The organism is Yimella lutea (genome assembly GCF_006715095.1).
Classification (GTDB): domain Bacteria; phylum Actinomycetota; class Actinomycetes; order Actinomycetales; family Dermatophilaceae; genus Yimella; species Yimella lutea.
This window is the reverse complement of sequence record NZ_VFMO01000001.1, coordinates 2,672,421-2,685,001: the sequence shown is the minus strand read 5'-3', so window position 1 is coordinate 2,685,001 and position 12,581 is coordinate 2,672,421. Positions and strand designations below refer to the sequence as shown.

At 67.1% G+C, this 12,581-nt stretch carries 13 protein-coding genes and 1 tRNA gene; 6 read left to right on the top strand and 8 right to left on the bottom strand.

The window, feature by feature from the left end; translation table 11 throughout:
• Window positions 1-357: 357 nt before the first annotated feature.
• Together FB459_RS12950 and FB459_RS12945 are read right to left on the bottom strand one after the other, a co-directional pair.
• Window positions 358-431 (bottom strand) — tRNA-Ile (locus tag FB459_RS12950).
• 116 nt (window positions 432-547) lie between these two features.
• A complete protein-coding gene (locus FB459_RS12945; protein WP_170221915.1) occupies window positions 548-781 on the bottom strand; it encodes a hypothetical protein in 234 nt (77 codons plus the stop codon).
• A 126-nt stretch (window positions 782-907) separates the two neighbouring features.
• Here FB459_RS12945 and FB459_RS12940 point away from each other — a divergent pair, with 126 nt between their 5' ends.
• The 5 genes from FB459_RS12940 to FB459_RS12925 all read left to right on the top strand — a co-directional run bounded on the left by FB459_RS12940 (window position 908) and on the right by FB459_RS12925 (window position 4,682).
• Entirely contained in the window at window positions 908-2,026 is a 1,119-nt protein-coding gene (locus FB459_RS12940) for a protein kinase domain-containing protein (protein WP_170221913.1), read from the top strand.
• Entirely contained in the window at window positions 2,016-2,504 is a 489-nt protein-coding gene (locus tag FB459_RS17395) for a hypothetical protein (RefSeq protein WP_170221731.1), read from the top strand. Before FB459_RS12940 ends, FB459_RS17395 begins: the two co-directional genes overlap by 11 nt.
• On the top strand, window positions 2,501-3,487 hold the full coding sequence (locus tag FB459_RS12935) for an IS3 family transposase (protein ID WP_170221769.1): 987 nt from the start codon (window positions 2,501-2,503) through the stop codon (window positions 3,485-3,487). The genes FB459_RS17395 and FB459_RS12935 overlap by 4 nt, the downstream gene beginning before the upstream one ends.
• A gap of 127 nt (window positions 3,488-3,614) precedes the next feature.
• Window positions 3,615-3,995: a hypothetical protein gene (locus FB459_RS12930; RefSeq protein WP_141928791.1), complete on the top strand. Its 381-nt coding sequence runs from the start codon at window positions 3,615-3,617 to the stop codon at window positions 3,993-3,995.
• A 174-nt stretch (window positions 3,996-4,169) separates the two neighbouring features.
• Window positions 4,170-4,682 (top strand): DUF3145 domain-containing protein, encoded by a 513-nt coding sequence (locus FB459_RS12925; RefSeq protein ID WP_129626636.1) that lies wholly within the window; start codon window positions 4,170-4,172, stop codon window positions 4,680-4,682.
• A 57-nt stretch (window positions 4,683-4,739) separates the two neighbouring features.
• Here the strand turns inward: FB459_RS12925 and FB459_RS12920 are convergent, their stop codons facing one another.
• The 6 genes from FB459_RS12920 to FB459_RS12895 all read right to left on the bottom strand — a co-directional run bounded on the left by FB459_RS12920 (window position 4,740) and on the right by FB459_RS12895 (window position 11,348).
• Entirely contained in the window at window positions 4,740-6,188 is a 1,449-nt protein-coding gene (locus tag FB459_RS12920) for an acyl-CoA carboxylase subunit beta (protein ID WP_141928790.1), read from the bottom strand.
• A complete protein-coding gene (gene fabF / locus FB459_RS12915) occupies window positions 6,188-7,432 on the bottom strand; it encodes a beta-ketoacyl-ACP synthase II (protein WP_141928789.1) in 1,245 nt (414 codons plus the stop codon). The genes FB459_RS12920 and fabF overlap by 1 nt, the downstream gene beginning before the upstream one ends.
• 116 nt (window positions 7,433-7,548) lie before the next feature.
• A complete protein-coding gene (locus tag FB459_RS12910) occupies window positions 7,549-7,797 on the bottom strand; it encodes an acyl carrier protein (RefSeq protein WP_129626642.1) in 249 nt (82 codons plus the stop codon).
• 89 nt (window positions 7,798-7,886) lie between these two features.
• Window positions 7,887-8,936, bottom strand: coding sequence for a beta-ketoacyl-ACP synthase III (locus tag FB459_RS12905; protein ID WP_129626644.1), 1,050 nt, complete (start codon window positions 8,934-8,936; stop codon window positions 7,887-7,889).
• Entirely contained in the window at window positions 8,936-10,111 is a 1,176-nt protein-coding gene (locus FB459_RS12900; protein ID WP_141928788.1) for an acyltransferase domain-containing protein, read from the bottom strand. The genes FB459_RS12905 and FB459_RS12900 overlap by 1 nt, the downstream gene beginning before the upstream one ends.
• 82 nt (window positions 10,112-10,193) lie before the next feature.
• Window positions 10,194-11,348 (bottom strand): PucR family transcriptional regulator, encoded by a 1,155-nt coding sequence (locus FB459_RS12895; protein WP_141928787.1) that lies wholly within the window; start codon window positions 11,346-11,348, stop codon window positions 10,194-10,196.
• 103 nt (window positions 11,349-11,451) lie between these two features.
• On the opposite strand from FB459_RS12895, the gene FB459_RS12890 reads away from it, so the two are divergent.
• The gene (locus FB459_RS12890; protein WP_205744783.1) at window positions 11,452-12,573 is read left to right on the top strand and encodes a glycerophosphodiester phosphodiesterase; all 1,122 of its coding nucleotides are present in this window, start codon (window positions 11,452-11,454) and stop codon (window positions 12,571-12,573) included.
• The last annotated feature ends 8 nt before the right edge of the window (window positions 12,574-12,581 follow it).

Genomic DNA, 12,581 nt, shown 5'->3' with positions numbered 1-12,581 from the left:
AGTCGACGTCCTGCAGGTCGTAACGGACGGCGTGCCCGACCTTGATCCACGGCGGTCCGCCGCCGCGAACCCTCCAGGCCTAGAGTGCGGCCTCCGAGACCGACAGATAGATCGCGGTGTCGCGGGTGGTCATCAGCCGTGGCTGGACCTCTTTCATGGCGTGCCCTTCGAGTCGATGAATCTCGAAGGTCACGGTGCGACGGTGCGTGTCCGCGGTCCTGTGGGAGTTGATCGGGTTCGTGGGTGATGGAGTGATACAAAGTGCTATCCAGTTGGGCCCCAGTCGGGCCCCACGCTGTTTCAAAGATCCGATGTTAGGTGACGCTAAAACAGCACTTGACCTGCTCAAACACTCTGTAGGGCGACTGGGGCTTGAACCCAGGACCGACGGATTATGAGTCCGCTGCTCTGACCGGCTGAGCTACCGCCCCGCGCCCGGAGATCCGGGCCGGTCAGATCCTCCGTCCACCTCGGGACAGCCGGTGCGTTGATGAGCCGACGAGAACCTGACCGGTAGACGAGGGTACGGGAGCGCCGACGGAGGACGTCAGCCGGTGCCGTGCGGTGGATCCCAGGTCAGGCGGCGTCGGGTCGGGGCGTCGAGCACAGCTCGTGCTGGATCCTTGCCCCCGACGCCGTACACGAAGTCGGCCAGGTCAGCACGCTCTTCGGCCCGTCGCGGGTAGGTGTAGTGGCCGACGGGGTCGGAGGGACGCGTGAGCCGATGCTCACGGATCACCGCGTCCGCGCGCTCCAGGTCGTTCGCCGGCCTCCCCTTCATGCTTTCGAGCGTAGGAGGCGCAACGGAGGAGCTCAATCGGTTTGCGGTCTCAGCGTGCCGCCGGGTAGGCACCCCCGCGTGGTGCATGCTTGGGCACAAAGACAGCCACGACGGGGAGGCGCGATCGTGAGACCGGGGGAGACGCTCGGCGGACGGTACGAGTTGCGTTCGCGGATCGCCGGCGGTGGCATGGGCGAGGTCTGGGTGGCGCACGACGCCGTGCTCGATCGCACGGTCGCGGTGAAGGTCATCAGACGCGAGCTTGCCGAAGACTCTGAGTTCGCACGGCGCTTCCATCACGAAGCCCGCACCGCCGCTCGGCTGAGCCACCCCAACATCGCGCAAGTGCACGACTTCGGACGTGACGCCGGCACCGACTACCTGGTCATGGAGTACGTCCGCGGTACATCCCTCGCAGACCTCATCGAACGCCGAGGTGGACTACCGCCCGAGCAGGTCGTGTCACTCGTCGGCCAGGCAGCCGCAGGGCTCGAGGCGGCGCACGAGGCAGGTGTGGTCCACCGTGATGTGAAGCCGGCCAACATCCTGGTCACCGAGAAGGGCACGGTGAAACTCACCGACTTCGGCATCGCCCGCGCACTTGGCGAGGCGAAGATGACCCGCACCGGAGAGGTGCTCGGCACCGCGCAGTACCTCGCGCCGGAGGCGGCGCTCGGACACGACGTCGACGGCCAGGCCGACCTGTACGCGCTCGCGGTAGTCACGTACGAGGCCCTCACCGGCGGTCGACCGTTCCAGGCCGATTCGGCTGTGACACTGGCGATGAAGCACATCAACGAATCGCCGCCGCAGTTGCCTGCGCACGTCCCGTCCGGAGTCCGGGACGCGGTCATGCACGGTCTCGCCAAGGGCGCCTACCAGCGTCCACACGGGGTGGGGGAGTACGCCCGCGCACTGCGGGGTGGCCTCAGTTCGACCCCGAGCCGCTTCCCGGTGCAGCCGACCCATGCGCCGTACGCCGGACCGCCGTCCATGCCGCCGTCCATGCCGCCGTCCATGCCGTCGTCCATGCCGTCGTCCATGCCGTCGTCCATGCCGTCGTCCATGCCGTCGTCCATGCCGTCGTCCATGCCGTCGTCCATGCCGCCGTCTGCGGCGCAGACCTACCGCCCGTCATCGGATCCGAGAATGCACGGCGGCTCGGCCGTTGCGAGCCACGGGCCCAGTGCGTCAGGCTGTTGTGAGACAGCTGGGTGGGGAAAGGATTTCCCTGATGGTTTCTGATGAGGTGCCGTTTCGTCCGTCGCGTCATGCGGCTTTCACTGATGAGCAGCGGTGGGCTCTGCTGCTGGAGCATGACCAGTGCCTCGAGCGTGGTGCGAAGGCCGCGTTCCTGCGTAGGGTCGGTGTCACGCCGTTCTCGATCAAGAAGTGGTCGATGTGGCGGGACGCTGGCCGGTTGGTCGACCCGGCCACCAAAGAGCCAACGACGGTAGCGAGGCACGTGTTGAAATATGACGAACGCGTTGAGCTGGAACGGTTGCGGCGTGAGAACCAGCGGTTGCAACAAGAACTGGAGCAATCGCAGTCCGCGGTGGAACTGCTGGGAAAAGCTGCCGCGCTCTTGGAGGGATTGGCCAAGAGCGCGGGCCCCAACCAGGAGGAACCACCACCCCGCCCGGGGATGCCGGACTGGTTGAGAGACCCCGATACTTCGAGGTTGCCGCCGATACCGTCACGGCCCTCGGCCATGCCGGAGTGAGCATCGTCCAGGGTTGTGCCTGGCTGGGGATCGCTCGGTCGTCCTACTACCGATATCTCAATCCGCCCCCACGGATCGGGGTGGTGGTGCCCCACACGGAACGGGCGTACCCCAACCGTGTCACCGCTGCCGAGGCGAAGGCCGTGGTGCAGGCCCTCAACACGGTCGAGTTGGCAGGGTTATCGATCCGGCAGGCACACTTCGAACTACTGGATCAGGGCGTGTACCTGTGTTCGTTGCCCTCGATGCACCGCATCATGCGTCGCGAAGGGCAGTCCAGTGATCGCCGCCGGCACACCGCGCACCGCGGGTACGGTGCACGGTCCACTCCCCGGTTGCACGCCACCGCCCCGGGACAAGTGTGGTGCTGGGACATCACCAACCTGCCCGGTCCAGGACGGATGAGTTTCAAGCTGTACTCGATGATCGATCTGTACTCGAGGTACGTGGTCGGGTACCGCGTCGAGCACGTCGAGGACCACCGGTTCACCCAGGAACTGTTCAACAACGCGTTCACCGCCCAGCAGGGCACACCGCAGGTCATCCATGCCGACAACGGTGGCGTGATGCGAGCCGGGACCGTGCGAGAACTGCTGGCCACGATGCACGTCCACGCCTCGTACTCACGCCCTCGGGTGTCGAACGACAACGCGTTCGCCGAGGCGTTGTTCAAAACGGTGAAGTACGACCTGGACTACCCCGAAGAGTTCGACTCCTTAGAACACGCGCGGCAGTGGAGTGCCGAGTTCTTCGACCGGTATAACACCCGCCACCACCACGCCGGCCTCGCCGGACACACCCCGGCCCGAGTCCACCACGGCACCTGGAGCAGTACCCACGACCAGTGGGCAACCACCAAAGCCGCCTACGCCGCCAAGCACACCGCCCGGCACCACAAACCGCCGATCACGCACATGCCCCCAGACACCGTCTGGATCAACAAACCCAACACACCCAACCCACAGCTGTCCCAAACAGCTTGATTCATTCCGCGGGTACGGCGCACCGTACGGGCAACCGGCGTACGGATTCGCTCCACCGATCAACCGGGAGCGCCCGGCCGACGGCACGGCCAAGGGAATCGGCTGGACCTGGATCATCATGTGTGTGGTGATCCTCGCCAGCCTGTTCATGCCGTGGGCGTCGATGAACGGGCAGAGCTGGAACGCATTCAATCTCGAATGGGCCGAGCTCAACTACAACGTCGAGCCGGCGTCCGCAGGGCTGGCAGAGGTACTACTCGGCGTCACGGTCGTTCTGCTGATGCTGGGCCTGCCGCAAGCACTCGGCAAGGGACATCTGGCGTGGGGCATCGTCGCGCTGTTCGTGTGCCTGCTGGGTGGACTGTTGTGGGCGGCGATGATGGGATACGTGACCGGCACGGACGACGAACCGAGTCCGCTCGATGCCGGGGCCGGACTCACGTTCTGCGGGATTGCGGGGTTGGTGGTGTTCGGCACCGCCATCGCCTCGCTCGCCAAACGACGCTGACGTCGGCGCGCCGGATCGGGCGTCGAGCTGAGCGCCGTTAAGGTCATCGGCTGTGACCGATGGTGCGGAAGTTACGAATTTGGGGCACAATGGCCACAACAACTTCACTGCCGTTGACATGGGCCACTGCGAGGCCGTTGGGGAAGACGTCCCTCGCACAGCTAGGAGGCCCGGATGTCTGCGGTGAATTCGCGTGTCACGCGCGGAGTCGTGTTCATTCACTCGACTCCGACTGCGTTGTGCCCACACATCAGTTGGGCGTTGGAGAACGTCCTCGGTTCTGCCGTCCGCATCGACTGGACCGGCCAGCCGATGGCGCCCGGCCTCGTCCGCACCGAGTTGTCCTGGATGGGGGAACCCGGTACCGGCGCCAAACTCGCCAGTGCTCTGCGCGGCTCGGAGCACGTACGTTTCGAGATCACCGAGGAACCCAGCCCCGGCTGTGACGGCTCGCGCTGGTCTCACACCCCGGCCCTCGGCATCCACCACACCTGGACCTCGGCCAACGGCGACGCCGTCGTCAATGAGGACCGGCTGCGCTCTGCGCTCGCCGCGAGCAAGGGCGACCCCGACCAGTTCCGTGCCGAGATGGCCGAACTCCTGGGAGTCGCATGGGACCAAGAGCTCGAACCCTTCCGGTACGCCGGTGACGGCGCGACCGTCCGCTGGCTGCACCGCGTGAGCTGAGCGTGAAAACAGAAGCCCTGCACCGAGATCCGGTGCAGGGCTTCTGTGTGCAATGACTCAGAGCGGGATGTTGCCGTGTTGCCCCCGCCGGGCCGGTGCGGACGCGATGGCCGCCGCCAGCGCAGACCTGGTCGCGGACGGCTCGACCGCCTCGTCGATCACGCCGATCTCCATCGCTCGGGGGAGCCCGCCGGCGAGCTTGGCGTGCTCGTCGGCCAACTGGTTCTCGACGCCGGGGCGCTCGGCCTCGTCGACCTCCGCCAGTCGGCGGCGGTGCAGGATGCGTACTGCGGCGACGTGGCCCATGACCGCGATCTCGGCGTCGGGCCAGGCGAAAACCCTTGTCGCACCGAGCGATCGGGAGTTCATCGCGATGTACGCGCCGCCGTAGGTCTTGCGGGTCACCAGCGTCACCCGAGGCACCACGGCTTCGGCGAACGCATGCAGCAGCTTGGCTCCGCGGCGCACGACGCCATCCCATTCCTGGCCGACGCCGGGTAGGTAACCGGGCACGTCGACCAGCACGACCAGCGGCACGCCGAACGCGTCGCACATCCGCACGAACCGGGCCGCCTTCTCCGCCGAGGAGGAGTCGAGGCACCCGCCCAGGCGCATCGGGTTGTTCGCGATGACACCGACGGTCCGACCGCCGAGGCGGCCGAGGGTCGTCACGATGTTCGGTGCCCAACGCGGATGCAACTCGAGGGAATTGTCACCCTCGTCCAGCAGGTCCGCGATCAGCGGATGAACGTCGTACGCACGCTTCGCAGACTCAGGCAGCGTGGCAGCGAGGTCGCGGTCCTCCACGCTGTCCACGTCCATCTCGCCCTGTGCGGCAAGCAGATCCACGAGCTGGCGGCCACGCTCGTACGCCTCCTCGGTCGAGTCGGTGACGACGTGGACGACACCGGAACGACGTCCGTGCGGCTCCGGGCCGCCCAGGCGTAGCGCGTCCACCTGCTCGCCCGTCACCGAACGCACGACATCCGGGCCGGTGACGAACACGCGTCCGTCGGGCCCCAGGATCACGATGTCGGTGAGCGCGGGACCGTACGCGGCACCGCCCGCAGCAGGACCGATCACGATCGAGATCTGCGGGATCTTGCCGGACGCGCGGGTCATGATCGCAAAGACCTCGCCCACCGCGTGCAGCGATACGACGCCTTCGGCCAGGCGGGCGCCGCCGGAGTGCCACAACCCCACGACGGGCACCTCGTCGGCCAGCGCACGCTCGTAGGCCACCAGGATCGCCTTGCAACCCTCGACGCCCATCGCGCCGCCCTGGATGGTGGCGTCAGAGGCGAAAGCCACGGCGCGCGCACCCTTCACGTCACCGACACCGACCAACACACCACTGGTGTCCTCGTCGGTGATCAGTTCGAGCGTGCCGGCGTCGAAGAACTGCTCCAGACGCTTGCGCGGGTTACGGGGATCGTTCTCCCGGTCGACTTTCGGCTTGGCCGATGCGGACGCGGCGGCGGACGCTTCGTTGGGCTGACGTGCCATCAGAGGCTCTTCACCATCATGGCGACGTTGTGACCGCCGAATCCGAACGAGTTGTTGAGGGCAGCGATGTCGCCGTCCGGAAGCTTGCGATGCTCGCCCTTGACGACATCGAGGACGATCTCGGGGTCCTGGTTGTCGACGTTGATCGTGGCCGGAACCAGGCGGTGGTGCACCGACAGGACAGTCAGCAGTCCTTCGAGTGCGCCGGCAGCACCCAGCAGGTGGCCGGTCATCGACTTGGTGGCGGTGACGGCGATGTTGTCGGTCGCATCGCCGAAGGTGCGACGGATCGCGTTCGACTCGGCGATGTCACCGACCGGAGTCGAGGTGGCGTGCGCGTTGATGTGCGCAACATCCTTGTGCGACAGGCCTGCTCGCTGTACAGCCTCGTTCATCGCACGGCTGGCGCCGGAACCTTCCGGTTCGGGTGCGGTGATGTGGTGTGCGTCGGCGGACATCCCGATGGATGCGAACTCGGCGTAGATCTTCGCGCCGCGTGCCTTCGCGTGCTCGTAGGTCTCCAGCACGATCACCGCAGCACCTTCACCCATGACGAAGCCGTCACGATCGACGTCGTACGGCCGCGATGCAGCCGCCGGGTCGTCGTTGCGCTTGGACAATGCCTGCATCGCGCTGAAACCGCCGATGGTCAATGCGTGGATCGCGGCCTCTGTGCCACCGGCGACGACGACATCGGCGCGGCCCACACGGATCATCTCCGCGGCGTAACCCATCGCCTCAGCTCCGGACGCACAGGCGGAAACCGTGGTGTGTGCTCCGGCGCGCGCACCGAGTTCGAGGGAGACATTGCCGGACGCGGTGTTCGGCATCAGCATCGGAACCGTCAGCGGGTAGATGCGACGCGCGCCCTTTTCCTTCATCACGTCGTACTGCGACAGCAGCGTGTGGACGCCACCGATACCGGTGCCGATCGCGACGCCGAGACGCTCCGGGTCGACCTGGGGCTCGCCGGCGTCGGCCCAGGCCTCACGGGTCGCCACGAGTGCGTAATGCGCGGACGGGTCCATGCGGCGCGTCTCCACACGCGCGAGCACCTCACCAGGATCCTGGGCGATGGACGCGGCGAAAGTGGTGGGCAGCTCGTACTGCTGCACCCAGTCGGCTTCGATGGTGCGGGCTCCGGAACGTCCGGCCAGCAGTGCGTCCCACGTCTCGGTCGCCGTGCCACCCAGGGGTGTGGTGGCGCCGACTCCGGTGACGACGATGCGCTTGTCTGCGCTCATGGGGTGCGTACTCCTCGTGGTTGTGGCGCGCGTGCGAGTGCTGTGCGTGGTTCGGTGAGTGGTGCGGCAGCGGGTGGGGGAGCCGGCCCGAAGACGCCGACCGGCTCCCCGACCGGTCAGCCCTGGGCGTTCTTGATGTAGGTGACGGCGTCGCCAACGGTGGTGAGGTTCTTGACCTCGTCGTCGGGGATGCGCACACCGAACTTCTCCTCGGCGTTGACGACGATCGTCATCATCGACAGCGAGTCGATGTCGAGGTCCTCGGTGAACGACTTGTCGACCTGCACCTCCTTGGTGTCGAGGCCGGTCTCCTCGTTGACGATCTCAGCGAGGCCCTCGAGGATCTCCTGGTCGCTCTGTGCCATCTTCGACAACTCCTTGTTTCGTGATGTGTTTCCCTGTGGTTCAGGGAAACTCGGGGCTGACCCGGTTTGCCCGCCGAGCCGACGGGGGTTTACGGGAGTTCGATCACCTGGGCGGCATAGACCAGACCGGCACCGAAACCGATCTGCAGTGCCAGCCCACCGTGGGGGGCTTCGCCCTCGCGCAGCATGCGTTCGGTCGCGAGCGGGACCGAGGCGGCGGACGCGTTGCCCTGCTCGGCGATGTCGCGGGCGACGGGGATGTCGGCAGGCAGCTTCAACTGCTTGATCATCGCGTCGATGATCCGCATGTTCGCCTGGTGCGGGATGAACGCGTCCAGGTCGTCGGCGGTGATGCCGGCGGCGTCCAATGCCTTCTGAGCAACCGGGGCCATGCCCCACACCGCCCAACGGAACACCGACTGGCCGGCCATTCCGATCGTCGGCCAGGTGCGCTGGTCGCCGGGTTCGTTCTCCCACGAACGCCGGATGTCGAGCCAGGACTCACGCTGGGAGATGACATCCCACTGTTCCCCGTCCGATCCCCAGACGGTGGGTCCGATGCCCGGGGTGTCGGACGCGCCGACCACCGCTGCACCGGCTCCGTCGGAGAAAATGAAGGCGGTGCCGCGGTCGTACTTGTCGGTGAAGTCCGAGAGCTTCTCCACGCCGATCACCAGGACGTTGCGGGCACTGCCCGAGCGCACCATGTCGTTGGCCAGGCTGATGCCGTAGCAGTACCCGGCACACGCGGCGGAGATGTCGAAGGCCGGCACACCGTTGATTCCCAGGTTCGTCGCGATCAACGGTGCCGCGGCGGGTGTCTGGTACGGGTGGCTGACCGTTGCGACCAGCACCGCGTCGATCTGGCTCATGTCCATCCCGGCGTTCGCGACCGCCTCGCGTGATGCGGCTTCGGCCATCGAGGTGACGGTCTCGTGGTCACCGGCGATGCGCCGGGTGATGATGCCCGAGCGTTCGCGGATCCACTGGTCGGAGGAGTCGATGAACTGGCAGATCTCGTCGTTGGTGACCACTCGGTCGGGGCGGTAGGCGCCCACTCCGAGGATGCGCGAGTGTCGGACGCTGTCGGCGACCTGGAGTTTGCCGGTTTTCTTGGGTTGGGACACAGGGGAATTCATCACAGTTCCGTCGGGTAGAGGCGAAGGATCGGTTGGCCGGGTGCGACGGGATCGCCGTCGTCGACCAGCCACTCCAGCACCTGTCCGCCGTGCAGTGCGCTGACCGGGTAGGAGTCGCGCAGGGTGTTGACCGTCGCGATCTCGGTGCCGGGTCGGACGTCCTCGCCGGCGGTGAGGTCGGCGATCGTGACCGTGCCCTTGGCGGGCGAGATGACCAGGCGCCAGGTGGGGTCCATCGCCTGCTGCGGGTCCCCGTGCTCCCGGATCATCCGGTGAGCGGCGTCGAGGTCGTCGGGCGACTTCAGGGCCAGTGCCTCGACGCCCGGCATGTCGCGTTTGGCGAGACCGACCAGGGTGCCTGCCGGAGGGATCTCGATGATGCCGGTGACACCCATCCCGACGAGCGTCTCCATCGTGAGGTCCCAGCGCACCGGGCTGCTGACCTGGGTCACCAGGCGGCGCAGCACGTCGACGCCACTGTGCACGACCTGCCCGTCCTTGTTCGAGACCAGGGCGACGCGGGGATCGTGGGTCGACATCGCACGGGCGTATCCGCCCAGTTGTTCGACGGCCGACCCCATGTGCTCGGTGTGGAATGCACCGGCGACCTGCAGCGGGATCACGCGAGCCTTGGCCGGCGGGTCGGCCTTCAGCGCGTCCAACTGCTCCATCGTGCCGGCGGCGACAATCTGTCCGCCACCGTTGCGGTTGGCCGGTGTCAGCCCGTGCTTGTCGAGCACCGACAACACATCATCCTCTGTGCCACCGACGACGGCGGCCATCCCGGTCGGCAGGACGGCGCTCGCAGCTGCCATGCCTTTGCCGCGCTCACGGACGAACACCATTGCCTGCTCCGCCGACAGCACGCCCGCAGCGGATGCGGCGGTGATCTCACCGACGGAGTGACCGGCGCCGGCCCCGACCAGGCGGAAGCCGTCGGCCGGGTGACTGAACAGGGCCAACAAGGAGACCAGGCCGGCGCCGACGATGAGCGGCTGCGCGACTGCGGTGTCCTTGATGGTGTCGGCGTCGGACGTCGTGCCGTGCTCCACCAGGTCCATTGCGGCGACGGCGGAGAGCCAGTTCAGACGGTCTTGGAAGCCGGGCAGTTCGAGCCAGGGAGCCAGGAAGCCGGGGGTCTGGGAGCCCTGTCCAGGGCAGACGATTGCGAGCACGTCCTCAACTCTCCCTTGCCGACCGTGGGGGAGCAGGTCACCGAAACCGACGAAAGTCGGCGGTCCGTCTTTGTAGGAATCGTCAACGACGCTCGGACGGAGATGGCAACACGGCATACATGGCACCGAGCCGGACGGCGAAGGCGTCACGGGAATCGGTGATGTCGTAGCCGCTGTCCTGCTCGAACTTGCCGAGCCGGTAGCGGACCGTGTTGGGGTGCACAAACAGCGCACGGGCGGTCGCCTCGAGGCTGCCGTTCTGCAGGTAGGCCATCACGGTTTGTCGGGTGCCGGCACGTCGTTCGAGTGCTTCGTCGACCCGGTCGGTGAGCTGTCGCCGGGCGCGGTGGTCGCCGCCGAGTGCGCGTTCGGCGAGCAGTTCTTCGGCGTGACAGGGACGCGGTGCATTCGGCCAGGCGGCCGCCGCGACATACCCGGATTGCGCGGCCCTGGCACTGCGTCCGGCCGCGTACAGATGCGGAACCAGCGGGCCGACGACGACCGGGCCGGGCGCCCAGAGGTCGGCCAGGTCACCGGCGACCGGCATGGGGTCGGCGACATTGCCGAGGATGGCGATGAGCCTGCGTCCCTGCACAGCGGCCAGCGCTTCGGCACCGATCCGGGTCGAGACCCGGCGAACGGCGTCCACCGTCTCGCTGCCCGCACCGGGGGGTGCGTTCCCGGCGATCACCACGATGTCCTTGACCTCGTCCCAGCCCAGCGCCGACACCCGCGAGCGCAACGCCTCGTCGGCCTCGGCGCGCAGCACCGCGTCGAGCACCAACGACTCCAGTCGCGCGTCCCACGCGCCGCGGGTCTCGGCGGCCTGCGCGTACACGTGGGCGCACGCGAACGCGACTTCGCGTGAATAGGTGAGCACCGCGGCGCGCATCTCGACTCGCTCGTCCGGCTCAGCGACCTCGGGCACGGCCTGTTCGACGACATCGATCGTGGTGCGGACGAGGTCGAGGGTCTGCTGGAGCGTGATCGATCGAGTGAGTTCACGCGGCGCGGTGCCGAAGACGTCGGCCGCGATCGGAGGCAACGTGTCTTGGTCGGCGTGCCAGGCGATGAAGGCCGCGATGCCCGCATGGGCGACCATGCCCACCCAGGACCGGTCCTCGGCGGGCAGCGCCCGGTACCAAGGCAGTTCGTCCTCCATCCGCTGCACCGCGGTCGTTGCGAGACCACCGGCTGCGGCCTCGAGTCGGCGCTGGGTGCTGCGGGGCTGGGGCATGGGGCCAGCTTATTTGTAGAACCTTTACCAAAACGGGCGACCGTTCGTCGATTGGACACCTCGATGTCACCCCTACGGCGACTTGATGGGCTGGCATGGATTCATGAATCGACGTTCTTTCGCCGGCCTCGTCGCCGCCGGCGCCGCATCCGCTGTTGCTGCCCCCGCCCTGACCGACCCCGCGTACGCCGACTCCGGCCACCGACGTGGACCCCGCCGCAAGGGTCCGATCGTCGTCGGACACCGAGGTGCGTCCGGCTATCGCCCCGAGCACACACTTGCCGCGTACACCCTCGCCGCCCGGATGGGCGCCGACTTCATCGAGCCCGACCTGGTCATCACCAAGGACGGCGTGCTGGTCTGTCGGCACGAGCCGGAGATCGGTGGCACCACGGACGTTGCCGAACGCCCGGAGTTCGCCTCCCGCAAGACCACCAAGAGTCTGGATGGTGTCCCGGTCACCGGATGGTTCGCCGAGGACTTCACCCTCGCCGAACTGCGCACGCTGCGAGCGGTGGAGCGCCTGCCGGAACTGCGGCAGGAGAACACCGCGTACGACGGTCTGTGGCAGATCCCGACCTTCGAGGAGGTGCTGAAGCTGCGCGAGAAACTGTCGCGTGAGCTCGGTCGTGTCATCGGGGTCTACCCCGAGACCAAGCACCCGACGTACTTCCGGGAGATGGGAAACCCGTTGGAGGAGAGGCTTGTTCGTCTCATCCGTCGTTTCCGTCTCGACTCGCCCAAGGCCCCGATCTTCATCCAGTCGTTCGAACTGCAGAACCTGATCGATCTGCGGACCGAGATGCGGGTCAAGGCGCCGTTGGTCTTCCTCGCCACGGTCAAGGGCACGCCGTACGGTGACACCCGCAGCTACGACCAGTTGCTGTCCCGCTCGGGCATGAAGGAGTGGGCCAAGTACATCGACGGCGTCGGCCCGGACACCAAGCGCGTCATCGCCTGGAACTCCGACGGCACCCTCGGCAAGCCCACCTCGCTGGTCGCCGACGCGCACGCCAACGGCCTCACGGTCTGCCCGTGGACGGTCCGCGCGGAGAACACCTTCCTTCCCGCCGACTACCGCATCGGCACGAACCCGGCCGACTACGGTCGCGTGCTCGACTTCTTCGCGCAACTGTGGAAGACCGGCATCGACGGCATCTTCACCGACAACCCCGACCTCGGTGTGCTCTCGCGTGAACTGACGCTCGGCATCGAGGCACCCTGACCCCCGGT